Raw genomic sequence first — 15258 nt, forward strand, 5'->3', positions numbered from 1 at the left:
CCTAGCTGCGAGAGGTTCGGGCGAGGCGGTCGGCCTGGAGGGTGAAGGCTTCGGCGTAGCGTCCGCCGAGGGCCATCAGGTCGCCGTGGGAGCCGTCTTCGACGACGCGGCCGCCGTCGAGCACCACGATGCGGTCGGCGCGGCGCACGGTGGAGAAGCGGTGCGAGATGACGATCGTGGTGAGACCGGCGGTGATGTCGAGGAACTGCTCGTAGAGCTCGGCTTCGGCGCGCACGTCGAGCGCGGCGGCGGGCTCGTCGAGGATGAGGATCTTCGCGCCGGCCTGGACGGCGAAGAGCGCGCGGGCCAGCGCGATGCGCTGCCATTGGCCGCCGGAGAGGTCGGTGCCCCCTTCGTACTCGCTCGACAGGACGGTGTCGAGTCCATTGGGGAGCGAGTCGATGAGGGCGCGGATGCCCATGGGCTCGCAGGCTTTCCAGATCCTGTCGGTGTCTTCGGCGAGGTGCGGTGCGCCGAGGGCGATGTTCTCGCGCACCGTGAGCTGGTAGCGGGTGAAGTCCTGGAAGAGGGCCGAGAGGCGGGTGCGCCAGGCGGCCGGATCGACGCCGGCGAGGTCGGTGCCGTCCACGGTGATCCTGCCGCCGGTGGGCTCGTAGAGCCCGGCGAGGAGCTTCACGAGGCTGGTCTTGCCGGCACCGTTGTGGCCCACGACCGCGAGGGAGGTGCCGGCCTCGATCTTCAGGTCGAGCCCTTCGATCACCGGCCGTTCGGCGCCGGGGTAGGCGAAGGCGACCTGTTCGAACCGCACGGACCGCGCGGGCGCAGCGGCCGGGAGTTCGGCGGTGACGGGGCGCTCGTCGGCGGTGAGCTCCGTTTCGAGGGCGAGGATCTTCGGGACCGGCAGGGCGCCGAGCGCGAGGAACGCGGCCGTGTCGTCGAACGCGGAGAAGTTGAACATGCTGGTCATGGCGACGAGGTAGACCGAGAGCGCGGCGAAGCCGACGGCGCCGTCGAGCCCGGCCCGGGCGAGGAGCAGCGCAGTGACGGCGGTGAGCGCGAGGAGTGCGCCGATGACGCCGACGGCGGTGCGGGCGCGGAGGCGCTGGAACCGGTTCGTGTAGTCCATGCGCTCAGCCCACTGGCGGTCGTACCGGTCGAGGAGCCAGCCCATCAGGCCCCAGACGCGGATCTCCTTGGCGGGCCCGGCGTTCATGGCGAGGTCGCGCATGTACTCGCTCTCGCGCATTTCAGTGGAGCGCATGTAGGCGGTCTTGCCGACGCGCGTGTACTCGTTCTGCATGGCGATGAAGATCGCGGGCCAGGCGACGAGCCAGGCGAGGCCGATCCAGACGTTGAAGAAGCACAGGACGATCGAGGCGCCGGCGGCGGCGAGGAACTCGGGGGCGATGTGCGCGAGTCCGCGGACGGCGCGCTCGGGGCGAATGTGGTCGGCGCCGAGCTGGCGGGCGATGCGCAGGAGCGCGAGGATGTCGTCGTCCTCGAGGTGCGCGACGCCGGCGGGTCGGGCGACGGCGGTGACGAGGCGGTCCTGGACGAGCAGTTCGAGTTCGCGGCCGAGGTTGAAGGCGTTGGCGCGGTGGACGTTGTCGACGAGGCGGCCGAGGAGCAGCGCGGCGACGCCGACGGCGAGAAGGACGTAGGCGTGGCGGGCTTCGGGCGAGCCGGGCCCGGCGCCTGCGGCCGCCGGGACGGCGCCGATGAGGAGGCCGGTGGCGACGGTCATGGTGAGCGGGAGCGCGGCGACGAGCACTGCGGTGGCGGCGAAGAGGGCAGTGCGGGGGCGGCTGATCTGCGGCATGAGCCACATGACGGCGAGCACGGCCCGGCCCGCCTCGAAGCGCATCGGGCTGGCATTCGGGGGTGTCATATGAATCCATTCATGACGTCATGATGACTGTTATACGACACCATAGCGGAGCCCGAAAGCGCTCGCAATCCCCGGACCGCACAGCGGGACGGTTGGAGGGCATGGCGAAAGGGCTCGAGCCTCAGGCCAAGGGCGCCGGATCCAGCCGCATTCGGCGCACGGCGCGGGCGTTTACCATCCCTAACCCCCACCCACCCGGGGACCGTACGGCCCAGCTTCCCGCCCGGGTATGACGAGAACCCGCCCCACCAGCGGCCATGTCACCCGATCGAGACCCCGCCCGTGCTCATTACCGCTCGCAAGGTTCGCCGCCCGTGCTCATTACCGGCTCGCAAGCTTCGCCGGTAGTGTTGTCCCACGTGTCAGCGCCCAATCTCGTCAACCTCGAAACCGTCTCCAAGGCCTACCCCGACCAGGTGGTCCTCGACGCGGTATCCCTCGGCATCGCCGCAGGCCAGCGCGTCGGCGTCGTCGGCCGCAACGGCGACGGGAAGTCGACCCTGCTGCGCCTCATCGCCCGGGCCGACCGGCCCGACTCCGGCCGGGTCGTGCACACCGGCGGCACCCGCGTCGCGGTGCTCGGCCAGCGCGACTCGCTCAACGACGCGGCGTCCGTGCGCGACGAGCTGTTCGGCAACGCGGACGCCCACGAGTGGGCCTCCGACCCGCGCGTCCGCGAGATCCTGACCGGCCTGTTCGGCGGGCTCGACGCGCCTGTCCTCCCCGAAGGGCTCGACTCGCGCATCGGGGTGCTCTCCGGTGGCGAGCGCCGCCGCGTCGACCTCGCCCGGGTCCTGTCCGAGGACGCGGACCTGCTGCTCCTGGACGAGCCGACGAACCACCTCGACATCGAGGGGATCGCCTGGCTCGCTTCGTATCTGGGCTCGACGCGGGCGGCGATCATCGTCGTGACGCACGACCGGTGGTTCCTCGACGAGATCTGCGACCGCATCTGGGATGTGCAGCGCGGCGCCGTGTTCGAGTACGACGGCGGCTATTCGGCGTACGTGCTGGCCCGCGCGGAGCGCGAGCGTCAGGCGAACCTGGCCGAGGAGAAGCGCCAGAACCTCATGCGCAAGGAGCTGGCGTGGCTGCGCCGGGGTGCCAAGGCGCGCACGGGGAAGGCGAAGTTCCGGGTCGACGCGGCAAACGAGCTGATCGCGAACGAGCCGCCGCCGCGGGACACCGCCGAGCTGGTGAGCTTCGCGACCGGGCGCCTGGGCAAGACGGTGTTCGAGGCGGAGAACGTCACGGTGCGGGCCGGGGACCAGACGCTGCTGGAGGGCCTGGACTGGATCCTGGGTCCGGGCAAGCGGATCGGTCTCCTGGGTGTGAACGGGGCGGGGAAGACCTCGCTGCTGCGCACGCTGGCGAACGCGCTGGAGGACGTGCAGCCGGCGGCGGGCCGCGTGAAGGTGGGCCGCACGGTGAAGCTGGCGTGGCTGACGCAGCACATGGAGGACCTGGACGGGTCGTGGCGGGTGCTCGAGGCGATCGAGAACGTCGCGAAGCGGGTCCAGTTGGGCAAGAAGGAGATGTCCGCCGGGCAGCTCGCGGAGCGGCTGGGGTTCCTGGGCGGGAAGCAGCGCACGTTCGTGCGGGACCTCTCGGGCGGGCAGCGGCGGCGGCTGCAGCTCGCGCGGCTGCTCATGGCCGAGCCGAACGTGCTGTTCCTGGACGAGCCGACGAACGACCTGGACATCGAGACGCTGACGCAGTTGGAGGACCTGCTCGACGACTGGGCGGGGACGATGGTCGTGGTGAGCCACGACCGGTACTTCACCGAGCGGGTCGCGGACGAGCAGTGGGCGCTGCTGGGCGACCGGCGGCTGCGGATGCTGCCGCGCGGGATCGAGGAGTACTTGGAGCGGCGGGCGGACAAGTCCGCTGCGCCGCAGGCGAAGAGCGGTGCTCCCGCGAACGCGCCGAAGGCCTCTTCGGCCGCGGACGACCGGGCGACGCAGAAGGAGCTGTCGAAGCTCGAGCGGCGCTTGGCGAAGGTCGAGGAGAAGATCGCGGGCCTGTACGCGGAGATGGCCGAGCACGCGACGGACCCGGGGAAGCTCGGGGAGCTGCAGGATCAGGTTACGGCTTTCGAAACCGAGCGGGGCGAGATCGAGGAGCGCTGGATGGAGCTCGCGGAGTAGGGCGAAAGCCCTGCACCGCTTGCGGAACGGCGCCGCCGCTGCTGGGCGCGGCCTCGCCTCGGCGTGTCGCGGTTCCATAACGGACACGATTTCGACCGAATATTCTAGCGGGTCCGAACGCTCCCATACCGGTTGGTAACCGACTCTTCATTCACTGATTTATGGGCATCTTCCAGGGTCTTCACAATTCATTGTGATATCCCTAACCTCGGTTTGAAAGCCCGAAAGGACCGGTTCCACCGAACCGCGCCCTAAGGGCGGTGCGCCCCCATCGATCCCTTGCGCACCAACCCGTCTGAACCGAGAGGGAGTACCCCCCTATGACCGTCTCGTACACGTCTGTTCGCAGGAGAGGCGTGCGCCGCGTCGCGGCCGCATCCCTGGCCGGCGCCGCGGCGCTCGGCTCGCTCGCCTTCGGCGGCCTTGCCGCACAGGCCGAACCGGCCGTCCAGATCTTCGGCGCCGACTCCCCCACCGCCATCGACGGCGAGTACCTCGTCGTCATGGAGGACGGCGCCGCCTACGCCGAGGCCGACGAGATCGCCGGTGACGCCGGCGCCGCCGTCGCCGACGACTACGCCGAAGTGGACACCGTCCTCGTCGAGGCCACCGAGGCCGAGGCGAAGGAGATCGCCGCCGCCGACGGCGTGGCCTTCGTCGAGCAGAACGCCGTCGTCTCGATCGACGCCGTGCAGACGCCCGCGACCTGGGGCATCGACCGCATCGACCAGCCGAGCCTGCCGCTGAGCGGCAGCTACGAGTACCTCGGCACCGGCGCGGGCGTCCACGCGTACATCGTGGACACCGGCATCAACGCGTCCCACAGCGAGTTCACCGGCCGGGTCGGCAACGGCTACGACTTCGTCTCCAACGACTCGACGCCGCAGGACGGCAACGGGCACGGCACGCACGTGGCCGGGACCATCGGCGGCACCACGTACGGCGTCGCCAAGAACGTGACCCTGCACGCCGTGCGCGTCCTCGACAACAGCGGCTCGGGCACCACCGCGGGGGTCGTCAACGGCATCAACTGGGTCACCGCCAACGCGGTCAAGCCCGCCGTGGCCAACATGAGCCTCGGCGGCGGCTACTCCTCGTCCCTCAACAACGCCGTCACCGCGGCGGTCAACTCCGGCGTGACCTTCGCGGTCGCGGCCGGCAACGAGGACCAGGACGCCTGCAACGTCTCCCCGGCCTCGGCCCCGGCGGCGATCACCGTGGCCGCCAGCGACGACACCGACACCCGCGCCTACTTCTCCAATTTCGGGTCCTGTGTGGACGTGTTCGCGCCGGGCGTGGACATCACCTCCGCCTGGTACTCCTCCAACACCGCCACCAACACCATCTCGGGCACCTCGATGGCCTCCCCGCACGTCGCGGGCGCCGTCGCGGTCTACCTGGGCCTCAACCCGAACGCGACGACCAGCGCCGTCGCCTCCTGGGTGACCGGCAACGCCGGCACCGGCAAGATCTCGGACGTCCAGGGCAGCCCGAACCTGCTGCTGTACACCGGGACCGGCGGCGGCACCGACCCGGAGCCGAGCGACTGCGCGGCCACCAAGTCGACCGCCACCCCGATCGCCGACCGCGCCACCGTCAACTCGACCCTGGCGCTCACCTGCGACGGCACCGCCCGCTCCAACAGCACCGTGGCCGTCAACATCACCCACACCTGGCGCGGGGACCTCGCGATCTACCTGATCGCCCCCGACGGCACGAGCTACACCCTCAAGACGTCCTCGAGCGGCGACTCGGCCGACAACGTGATCGCCACCTACCCGGTCAACCTCTCCAGCGAGACCGCAACGGGCACTTGGACGCTGCGGGTCGTGGACGCCTACGCCGGCGACTCCGGGACGCTCAACTCCTGGACCCTCGAGCTGTGACTCCCCCGCACAACTGAATAGCGGGTGACCGCGGGCGGGACCCTCCCCGTCGACCGCGGCGGCCGGCAGCGCGACCTGGAGCCGTCGCCTGCCCGGCCGCCGCGCCAGGACCCGCACCGCGGCCCCGCACCCCGATAGACGTCGGCGCCAGCCGATCCGATCCCCCGATCCACCCGTCACCCTCATCCCGTCCGAGCCCTGGACCGGCCCGGACTCACCCGAAGGGACCCCATGTCCATGTCGCACAAGAAGAGATCCGCCGCCGCAGCCGCCGTAGGCGTCGCCGCCCTCACCGCTCTCGCGTTCACCGCCACCGCCGCCGAGGCCAAGCCCGCGCAGGGCGCCATCGTCGGCGAGGACGCCCCGACCGCCATCGCGGGCGAGTACATCGTCGTCCTCGAGGACGGCACCTCCGTCTCGACCGCCGTCAAGAGCGTCGAAGGCGAGGAGGTCGTCGAGACCTTCGACGAGATCGACGCGTTCCTCATGGAGGCCAGCGAGTCCGAGGCGAAGGAGCTCGCCGCCGCGGACGGCGTGGCCTACGTCGAGCAGAACGCCGTCGTCTCGATCGACGCGACCCAGTCGGGCGCCACCTGGGGCATCGACCGGATCGACCAGCGCAACCTGCCGCTCTCGGGCACCTACACCTACAACTACACCGGGGCGGGCGTCCACGCGTACATCGTGGACACCGGCATCAACGCCACCCACACCGAGTTCACCGGGCGCGTCGGCAACGGCTACGACTTCGTCTCCAACGACTCGACGCCGCAGGACGGCAACGGGCACGGCACCCACGTCGCGGGCACCATCGGCGGCACCATCTACGGTGTGGCCAAGCAGGTCACGCTCCACGGCGTGCGCGTCCTCAACAACAGCGGCTCCGGCACCACCGCCGGCGTCATCAACGGCATCAACTGGGTCGCCGCCAACGCGATCAAGCCGGCCGTGGCCAACATGAGCCTCGGCGGCGGCTACTCGTCGGCGCTCAACGACGCCGTCGCCAACGCGGTCGCCTCCGGCGTCACCTTCGCCGTCGCGGCGGGCAACGAGAACCAGAACGCCTGCAACGTCTCCCCGGCCTCCACGCCCTCGGCGATCACCGTGGGCGCGACGACCTCCACCGACGCGCGCGCCAGCTATTCCAACTACGGGTCCTGCCTCGACGTGTTCGCGCCGGGCTCGAGCATCACCTCCGCGTGGCGCACGAGCAACACCTCCACGAACACCATCTCGGGCACCTCGATGGCCACCCCGCACGTCGCGGGCGCCGTCGCGCTCTACCTCGACGCCAACCCGAGCGCGTCGACCTCGGCGGTCGCGAGCTGGGTCACCGGCAACGCGACCTCCGGCATCGTGACCGGCGCGGGCACCGGCAGCCCGAACCGCCTGCTCTACACCCTGTAACCGCTACTCCCGCACGGGACCTCGCGCTCAGTGAGCGCGAGGTCCCGTTCTGTTTATCCCTTTTAGACCAAAGGCTGGATTTGCTCATTCACTGATCTGTTGTTGCGATTCGGGGGGTTTACACAGTTTGTTCTAAGGCTTAGGCTCACGAACAGGGTCTGACGGCCCGTCGCAGAGCCGTGGGGCCCGGACGGGTGAAGCGGACCGGGCCGCCCCAGGCCCGGTCCGCGCCGCCCGGCCCTCCACCCTCCCCCCGGGGATGGCCGCCTTCAAGCGGGCGGGCACCCCGCACAACCGAAGGAGTTCCGTCTTGTCAACGGCAGGAACGAAACGGCGCGTCCGAACTACCGTCGCGATCGGCATCGCGGCCGCCGCGGCCGGAGGCTCGCTCGTCGCGGCCTCCGCGTTCGCCAACGCGGCAGAGACCCCGGCACCCGACGCCAGTGACCTCATCATCGGCGCCGACTCCCCCGACGCGATCGCCGGCGAGTACATCGTCGTCATGGAAGACCAGGCCGCCAAGGCCACCGGCGGGCTCGACGCGCTCGCCGACGACCTCGGCGTGAGCGTCGACGTCGAGGACACCCTCGGCATCGTCGACGGCTACGTGGCCGAGATGAGCGAGGCCGAGGCCGTCGAGCTCGCCTCGGACGACGCGGTCGCGTATGTCGAGCAGAACCAGCGCGCCTACGCCTCCGAGGTGCAGGCCGACCCGCCGTCGTGGGGCCTCGACCGGGTCGACCAGGACGCGCTCCCGCTCGACCAGTCCTATGAGTACACCCAGTCCGGCGCGGGCGTCGAGGCGTTCGTGCTCGACACCGGCCTCAACACGACCCACCAGGAATTCGAAGGGCGCGTCGGCGAAGGCTACGACTTCATCGACGACGACGCCGACCCGAGCGACTGCCACGGCCACGGCACGCACGTCGCCGGCACCATCGGCGGCTCGACGTACGGCCTCGCCAAGGACGTCACGATCCGTCCCGTCCGCGTCCTCGACTGCGAGGGCTCCGGCTCGTACGCCGCGATCATCGGCGGCATCGACTGGGTCGCCGCGAACGCCGGCGAGTCGGCCGTCGCCAACATGAGCCTCGGCGGCTCCTTCAGCCAGGCCCTGAACGACGCGATCGCCGCCGCGGTCGAGTCGGGCGTGACCTTCGCGATCGCCGCCGGCAACGAGGGCCAGGACGCGTGCAACGTCTCCCCGGGCTCCGAGCCGAGCGCGATCACCGTGGGCGCCACCGATGAGGACGACGCGGCCGCCTCGTTCTCGAACTTCGGCGAGTGCGTCGACATCCTCGCCCCGGGCGTGGGCATCACCTCGGCGTGGATCGACGGCGACGACGCCTCGAACACCATCTCGGGCACCTCGATGGCCACCCCGCACGTCGCGGGCGTCGCCGCGCTCTACCTCGAGTCGAACCCGGGCGCGACCCCTGACGAGGTCGCGACCGCCCTCACCGAAGGCGCCCTCGCGGACGTCATCGCGGACCCGAACGGCAGCCCGAACCTGCTGCTGAACACGGCCTTCCTGGGCTAGCGCTCAGGGATGAGGAGGGGAGGGGCCGGGCGGCGACGCCTGGCCCCTTCGCCGTGTCGGATACCGGACAGGCGCGGTAAACGCCTGAGCGGCAACGATGCCGGTGATGTCATTGGGGGCGGCGGCCGCTGAAGGCCGCCGGCATCTCAACCACCAGGGGGAACGTGCGATGAAGCGCGTGAAGCAAGCGACTGCGGCCGCCGCCATGGCGGCCGCGCTGCTGTTCGTCGGCACCGGTGCGGCCCAGGCCGGGACCGGGAGCGCCGAGGACGCGGACGAGGGCCGCGTGATCGTCCGCGAGGCGACCGAGGCCGACCACTGCGAGGACGTGGGCGGCGGCACCTGGTGCTACGGCTGGGGCCTCGACAGCAGCGGACTGAAGAGCTGCTACTCGAACTACTTCCACCCTGCGAACCGGCACAGCGCCTGGGCCTCGATCGGCGCCTCCGAGGACCGCGACGTCCAGGACGGCGGGCTGACGGCACGGGCCTACGCCGTCGCGGGCCACGCGTTCACCTGCCACGTGAAGTACAACCCGGACGCGAGCTGACGCGTCACACCCGCGGCCCCGGCAATTGCCGCCGGGGCCGCGGCGTCGTTCAGGGGGCGAGGAAGGTGCGGCGCAGCAGCAGCCCCAGCCGCTCGGCCACTTTGCCTGTGTCCCAGTCGCAGTCGTCGGCCAGGGTCTCCATCATGTCGGTGGCGATGAGCGACCACAGCATGTCCACCGCGTCGTCCACGGTCCACTCAGGAGAGAGCCGTTCCGCGCGCACGATCGCGTCGATGACGGTGCGGCAGTTGTGCCGCTGGCGCTCGGCGACGCCACGGCGGTAGGCATCGACCTCGGGGTCGCTGTACCGGGTGTTGCGGATGGCCCGGTGAACCCCCTTGGCGCGCAGGTTGACCCGGGTCAGGTGCACGGCCCATTCGTCGAGCATCGCCTCGGGACCGGCCTGCGCGTAGACGCGCTCGAGCGAGTCCTCCAGGCCCAGGTGCTCGACCGCGTACTCGTGCAGCGCCGGGATGAGCTCTGCCCGCGAACGGAAATGCAGGTAGACGGCGCGACGCGAGACGCCGGCCCGGTCGGCGACGGCGTTCATCGTCAGAGCCTCGAAGCCGTGCGACTCGACGATCTCGAAGATGGCCTGCAGCAGCGCGGCCCGGGTGCGGCGGCCGCGCGCGTTCTGCGGTTCGCCGGGGCTCACGGTAGGACTCACTGTGACGCCCGAGGCAGACCTTTACAACTTCTCATGGTGTGTAGTTTACTAACTGCACAGCATGTGAAGTTCCTGAAGGAGCCTTTTCCGTGAAGCGCACGCCTACCCCTGCCGCCCAACCGAACCAGTGGCCGATGGTGGTCGCCGCCGGGCTGATCCTGTTCATGATCAACATCGACGTGTTCACCGTCGCCACGGTCATCCCCGCCATCACCGCGGACTTCCAGGTCTCGCCCGCCGCCGCCCAATGGGCCGTCCTCGGCTTCACCCTCCCCGCGATCGCCCTGGTCATCCCCGCTGGCACCTGGCTCACGACAGTGGGGCGCCGCCCGGCCCTGCTCCTCTCGGTCGGCGGGTTCGCCGCGCTCGGCGCGGGCGTGGCGCTCGCGCCCGACATCGGCTGGCTCATCGCCGCCCGCTTCCTGCAGGGCGGCTTCGCGGCGATCACGTTCGTGCTGCTCCCGCTCATCGCCGCCGAGTCCGTCGCGCCGGCACTGCGCGGCCGCGCCATGGGCCTGGTCTTCGCGATCGGGCCGGCCGGCGGCGTCGCCGGGCCGGTCCTCGCCGGGCTCCTCGCGGACCAGTTCGGCTGGCGCGCCGCGTTCCTGCTCAACCTCCCGGTCGCCGCCGCGATCCTCGCCATCGCCGCGCGCCGGCCCCGCACCGCGCCGCTGCGCGCCCCCGACCGGAGCGCGCTCGTCCAGGTCGCCTACCTGCTCGTCGCGGCCGCCGCGGCGCTCACGTCCCTGACGCTCGCCGTCGAGATCGACCCGGTCTGGCTGTCGCTCTTGATCATCACCGTGCCCGCCGTCATCGCGTGGCTCCGCACCGGCTCGGGCCGCGACGTGCGCCTGCTGTTCGGAGCCGCCCGCGCCCCGCTCCTGTCGCTCGCCGCGCAGTCGTCCGTGCAGCTCGTCCTGCTGCTCATGATCCCGTTCTTCCTCACCCGGGAACTGCACGCCGACCAGACCCAGGTGGGCCTGCCCGGGATGCTCCTGGCGGCCACCATGGCCGCGACGAGCCTCGCCGCCGGATGGCTCACCGACGCGTGGGGCGCCCGCCCCACCGCGGCCCTCGGCATGGCCGTGACCACCGGCGGCGCCGCCGCGTTCGCGTTCCTCGATCCGGCATGGACACTCGGAGACGTCCTGTGGCGCATCGCGATCGTCGGCATCGGCGTCGGCCTCTACGCCGGCGCGCAGACCGCGATGACCCTCGCGGCCACCCCGCCGCACCTCGTCTCGACCGCCTCGGGGACGCTCAGCCTGGTCCGCCAGAGCGCCCTCGCCGTCGCCCCGTCCCTCGCGACGCTCGCGTGGGGCCTGGCCGGGTACACGCTCGCCGGGATGCGCGGCGTCCTCGCGGGCGCCGCCGCGATCGGGCTCCTCGGGTTCCTGGCCCTGGCCGCGAGCGGAGGCCGCGCGCCCGCCTCGCAGCGCCCCCGCGTGCGCGACCGCGCGACATCGTGAACGAACCCACCGCATCGAGCATGTTCAATCCGGCGGCTTTCCGGTAATAATGGCTCAGACCACGCCCGCCTGCGCCACTTAGACCCGCGCGACCCGGATTCGGAGGCCTCACGATGACAGTGCTCCTGGTGCCCTACCACCTCGACGAACGGCTACCCGAAGACGAGTTCCCGGTCACCGCGGACCGCGTCGTCGCCAAACCCCTCGAGGGCGAGACGTTCTGGGCCCGCGTCGCCGGACTCTACGACCTCGTGGGCGACGCGGTCGCCACCGCGAAGCGCCCCACCGTCGTCACCGCCGACTGCACCGTGGCACTCGGCGTCGTCACCGGCCTGCAGCGCCTCGGCATCGAGCCGTCGATCATGTGGTTCGACGCCCACGGCGACCTCCACACCGCCGAGAGCAGCGCCTCCGGCTACCCGGGCGGCATGGTGCTGCGCACCCTCCTCGGCGACGGCGACCCCGCCGTCACCGCGGCCACCGGCCTCACCCCGGTCCCGCCGGAGCGGGTGACCCTCGTCGACGCCCGCGACCTCGACGCGCCCGAGTCCGCGTACCTCGCGGAGAGCGTCCTCAAGCACGTGCCCGTCGAAGCCGCCACGGCCCCAGAGGGACCGGTGTACCTGCACATCGACCTCGACGTGATCGACGCCGGAGCCCTTCCGGGCCTTCGCTTCCCGGTGTCGCCGGGCCCGACGCCGGACGAGGTGCGCAACGCCGCCCTCCGGATCCTCGAGACCGGCCGGGTCGTCGCGATGACCATCGCCTGCACCTGGCACCCGAAGGAGGGCGCCGCCCCGATCGCGGAGGGCCTCATCGCCGAACTGGTCGCCGCCGCGAAGGACTCTAGGCGAGAGCCCTAACAGGGGCGGATCTTTCATAACCTGGTTCCATGCGCTTCCCCCTCCCAGAATCCCTCGCGAGGCTGAACGGCGTCGCCGACTGGCTCCAATCCCGCTGGCGACGCATGACCGGCTATCCCGCCAGCCGTCGACGCCGAGCGTTGGGGACCCCGCCCCGCGCTCCTTGGCAGCCGCGACCGATTCGAACCTCGCTGCTGTACATCGCATTCGCTTCGATCCTTCTCGGCGGGTGGTGGTACTACTCGTTGCAGGCAAACCAGATCGACGCGGCGCGCATCCCGGGCGACCCCCGGGCCGAACTCGAGATCACCAAGATGCGGCTCGATACGATCCGCAACACCCTCACGGTCGCAGCCGGACTCGGCGGCGCTGCGGCACTGATCCTGAGCTTCCGGCGACAGCAGCACGAGGAGTACCACTCCACGCAGCAGCGCATCACCGAGCTGCGCATCCAGGCGGTCGCTCAGCTCGGATCGGAGAATGCCACGGTCCGCATCGGCGGCCTTCACAACCTTGAGCGACTGGGCGAGCAGCACGACGAACTCCGGCAGATCGTGCTCGACGAGATCTGCTCGTACCTTCGCTTGCCCTACACGCCGTCGAAACGCGGGGTGCGAGAGGAGGACAGCGCAGCCCAAAGCCTCGCTGTGTCCGAACTACGGGCGAATCGCGCGGAGCGCGAGGTAAGGCTCATCGCGCAGGAGATCCTTCTCCGCCACTTGAACGCTGCTGCCGCGCCCCGAAGGTACTGGTCGCACTCGCGCCTCAACCTCAGGAACGCCTTCCTTGACGGCATGGACTTCAGGGGTTGCCGCCTACACTCAGCGGACTTTTCCAGCGCAACATTCTCCGGTCTCACTTCGTTCTCGGGGACCCGATTCGAAGGGTCGGCGACCTTCGACCGCGCGGCCTTCGAGGGCGTCGTCAACTTCATCCGGGCAGACTTCGGTGAGGGCGTGAGCTTCGCGACCGCAACCTTCGGAGTGTTCGCGAACTTCGAGCACGCCTCCTTCAATCTGAAGGCGTACTTCATCAGCACAGCCTTCAAGGGTGCTGCGAGTTTCAGGGAGGCGAGGTTCATCGACGGCTCCGCATTCCTTCACGCGCGGTTCGAAGCGTTCGCCGAATTCGACGGCGCCGACTTCGACGACCATGCTAGTTTCACCGGTTCAACCTTCGGCGCGAACTCCTCCTTCTCAGCTGCTCGCTTCCGGGGTTTCGCCGATTTCGAGCTCGCCCGTTTCGAAGGGCCGGCCTTCTTCTCGAATGTGGTGTTCGGCGAACGGGCCGGGTTCACAGGGGCCACCTTCCGGGTCTGGAGCGAGCCAGGGGAGCTGCTGGACGGCTGGACGATGGTGCCGACTCTCGATGACGCCCACCGCTGGCAGCTCGTCCCGGACGACGCCGTACCGCAAGGGCCGTCCCTCGGCCCGGTCGGGCGCGGCGACGAGGCCGAGGACGAGAAAGCGAGTTCCACTGGAGGACTTGGAGACCGGTCGTCCCCCACCTGAGTCGACCGGCCTTTCAGATGCCCGCGATCCTCCCGGGGCAGGTTGACGGATCGCGGAGCGGTTCAGGGGCCGACTCCCTAAGGCGCGCTACCGCTTCGAGTCGGCGATCATCGCCCGAGCGCGCCCCAGGATCCCGCCGCACGACGGGTCGTTGTTCCACGCGCCGTTCCATGTCAAGGTCGCGTCGGGCCCGCCCGGTTCCTCGGCCTCGGATCGAGGTCTATGACGATGACGACTGGCGTTACCGTTTGGCGTAAGAGCACCCGCAGCGGCGGCGGGAACAACACCGACTGCGTCGAGGTCGCCTTCTGCTCCGACGCTGACGGCTTCCACCTCCGGGACTCGAAGCTCGACGCCGCGTCCCCGGTGTTCGACTTGTCCCCCAAGGACTTCAGTGCGCTGATCAGCGCGGCAGGCTGACAACACCCGCAGACAAGGCCAAGGGGCGCCGTCCGTGTGGACGGCGCCCCTTGGCCTTGTCTTGTGTTACATGGCTCCGGTGAGATACATGGTGGTGCCGATGACGGTCATGAGCAGCGCCGAGCCGGGGTGCATCCAGATGGAGGCGCGGATGTCGTGCTTGCCCCAGACGAACCAGACGCCCGGGAGCAGGAAGATGATCTTCGACGGGACCGTCCAGATCGCCCAGAAGTGGTAGATCGAGAACAGGGTCGTGTTGAACAGCGGGGCCCAGCGGCCGAGCTGCGGCAGGCGCGGCAGCAGGAAGCCGCGGAAGTAGTACTCCTCGATGAGGGGGAGCAGGAAACCGGTGAAGGCGCCGAAGACGAGCATCGTGGTGAGGATGGTTTCGTTGCTGTACGCGTCCAGGTAGGCGGTGCCCGAGCTGCCGGAGCCCTCGAACGTCACCCAGGTGAAGAAGGTGTCGTACGTCCAAGCGTCAAGCGGCGCAAGGGAGAGCGACACGATCGCCATGTACAGCAGGAAGCCGATGCCGATCAGCGTGATCTTGCCCCGCGAGAACGGCTTGTCGCGATAGCGGACCACGCCGCCGCGCATCGTGTATTTGCCGGTGGCCTGCTTGCCGAGCCAGAACAGGCCGAACCAGAGCGGGAAGAGCACGATCATGAGGGCGATCGCCCAAGCGGCGAAGATCGGCGCGCCGACGGCGTGGCTGATCGGGGCGCCGATCCAGGCGTAGGCGGCGACGATGAGCGCGCCGGGGACGAGGTGGAGGGCGATGGACAGCGGGATCGAGTGGCGGTCGGCGAGGAGTTTGGCGGCGAGTCGGTTGGTGGGGCGGGCCTTCGGGGCCGCGAACTGCGTTTCGTTCATGTCCGAAAGCATCGTCGGCCGCGCTGTCGCAGACCTGTCGCCGGACTGACACCCCGCCTGACACGGGAAAGGGGCC

Annotated in this window: 12 protein-coding genes; 9 read left to right on the top strand and 3 right to left on the bottom strand. The window is 70.2% G+C overall.

The genetic code is table 11. The features are described from left to right. Nucleotide 1: 1 nt before the first annotated feature. A complete protein-coding gene (locus O2L01_RS11720; protein WP_270122113.1) occupies nucleotides 2-1849 on the bottom strand; it encodes an ABC transporter ATP-binding protein in 1848 nt (615 codons plus the stop codon). Nucleotides 1850-2208: 359 nt separating this feature from the next. On the opposite strand from O2L01_RS11720, the gene O2L01_RS11725 reads away from it, so the two are divergent. From O2L01_RS11725 to O2L01_RS11745, 5 genes are all read left to right on the top strand, one after another. Next, a complete protein-coding gene (locus O2L01_RS11725) occupies nucleotides 2209-3996 on the top strand; it encodes an ABC-F family ATP-binding cassette domain-containing protein (RefSeq protein WP_270122114.1) in 1788 nt (595 codons plus the stop codon). Nucleotides 3997-4352: 356 nt separating this feature from the next. Then, nucleotides 4353-5882, top strand: coding sequence for a S8 family serine peptidase (locus O2L01_RS11730; RefSeq protein WP_270122115.1), 1530 nt, complete (start codon nucleotides 4353-4355; stop codon nucleotides 5880-5882). Between the two features lie 237 nt (nucleotides 5883-6119). Further along, a complete protein-coding gene (locus tag O2L01_RS11735) occupies nucleotides 6120-7289 on the top strand; it encodes a S8 family peptidase (protein ID WP_270122116.1) in 1170 nt (389 codons plus the stop codon). A gap of 310 nt (nucleotides 7290-7599) precedes the next feature. Then, on the top strand, nucleotides 7600-8829 hold the full coding sequence (locus tag O2L01_RS11740) for a S8 family peptidase (protein ID WP_270122117.1): 1230 nt from the start codon (nucleotides 7600-7602) through the stop codon (nucleotides 8827-8829). 178 nt (nucleotides 8830-9007) lie between these two features. Continuing rightward, entirely contained in the window at nucleotides 9008-9379 is a 372-nt protein-coding gene (locus O2L01_RS11745) for a lactococcin 972 family bacteriocin (RefSeq protein WP_270122118.1), read from the top strand. A gap of 49 nt (nucleotides 9380-9428) precedes the next feature. Here O2L01_RS11745 and O2L01_RS11750 read toward each other — a convergent pair whose 3' ends face one another. Next, the gene (locus tag O2L01_RS11750; RefSeq protein ID WP_270122119.1) at nucleotides 9429-10034 is read right to left on the bottom strand and encodes a TetR/AcrR family transcriptional regulator; all 606 of its coding nucleotides are present in this window, start codon (nucleotides 10032-10034) and stop codon (nucleotides 9429-9431) included. Between the two features lie 101 nt (nucleotides 10035-10135). Here O2L01_RS11750 and O2L01_RS11755 point away from each other — a divergent pair, with 101 nt between their 5' ends. The 4 genes from O2L01_RS11755 to O2L01_RS11770 all read left to right on the top strand — a co-directional run bounded on the left by O2L01_RS11755 (nucleotide 10136) and on the right by O2L01_RS11770 (nucleotide 14309). Beyond that, complete coding sequence (locus O2L01_RS11755; RefSeq protein ID WP_270122120.1) at nucleotides 10136-11515, top strand: MFS transporter; 1380 nt, start codon at nucleotides 10136-10138, stop codon at nucleotides 11513-11515. A 113-nt stretch (nucleotides 11516-11628) separates the two neighbouring features. Beyond that, nucleotides 11629-12378, top strand: a complete 750-nt coding sequence (locus O2L01_RS11760) for an arginase family protein (RefSeq protein WP_270122121.1) — start codon at nucleotides 11629-11631, stop codon at nucleotides 12376-12378. A gap of 29 nt (nucleotides 12379-12407) precedes the next feature. After that, a complete protein-coding gene (locus O2L01_RS11765) occupies nucleotides 12408-13889 on the top strand; it encodes a pentapeptide repeat-containing protein (protein ID WP_270122122.1) in 1482 nt (493 codons plus the stop codon). Nucleotides 13890-14117: 228 nt separating this feature from the next. After that, nucleotides 14118-14309 carry a DUF397 domain-containing protein gene (locus O2L01_RS11770; RefSeq protein WP_270122123.1) on the top strand — a complete coding sequence of 64 codons (192 nt, stop codon included), beginning with the start codon at nucleotides 14118-14120 and terminating at the stop codon, nucleotides 14307-14309. Nucleotides 14310-14375: 66 nt separating this feature from the next. On the opposite strand, the gene O2L01_RS11775 is transcribed toward O2L01_RS11770, so the two are convergent. After that, nucleotides 14376-15182 (bottom strand): CPBP family glutamic-type intramembrane protease, encoded by an 807-nt coding sequence (locus O2L01_RS11775; protein WP_270122124.1) that lies wholly within the window; start codon nucleotides 15180-15182, stop codon nucleotides 14376-14378. Nucleotides 15183-15258: the final 76 nt, after the last annotated feature.

The organism is Glycomyces lechevalierae, assembly GCF_027622945.1.
In the GTDB taxonomy this organism is placed as follows: Bacteria; Actinomycetota; Actinomycetes; order Mycobacteriales; family Micromonosporaceae; genus Glycomyces; species Glycomyces rutgersensis.

Excerpts from the sequence above, each read along its gene's own strand:
- O2L01_RS11765 (WP_270122122.1), top strand. The coding sequence starts at position 12,408 with ATGCGCTTCCCCCTCCCAGAATCCCTCGCGAGGCTGAACGGCGTCGCC.
- O2L01_RS11760 (WP_270122121.1), top strand. The coding sequence starts at position 11,629 with ATGACAGTGCTCCTGGTGCCCTACCACCTCGACGAACGGCTACCCGAA.
- O2L01_RS11735 (WP_270122116.1), top strand. The coding sequence starts at position 6,120 with ATGTCGCACAAGAAGAGATCCGCCGCCGCAGCCGCCGTAGGCGTCGCC.
- O2L01_RS11770 (WP_270122123.1), top strand. The coding sequence starts at position 14,118 with ATGACGACTGGCGTTACCGTTTGGCGTAAGAGCACCCGCAGCGGCGGC.
- O2L01_RS11775 (WP_270122124.1), bottom strand. The coding sequence starts at position 15,182 with ATGAACGAAACGCAGTTCGCGGCCCCGAAGGCCCGCCCCACCAACCGA.
- O2L01_RS11720 (WP_270122113.1), bottom strand. The coding sequence starts at position 1,849 with ATGACACCCCCGAATGCCAGCCCGATGCGCTTCGAGGCGGGCCGGGCC.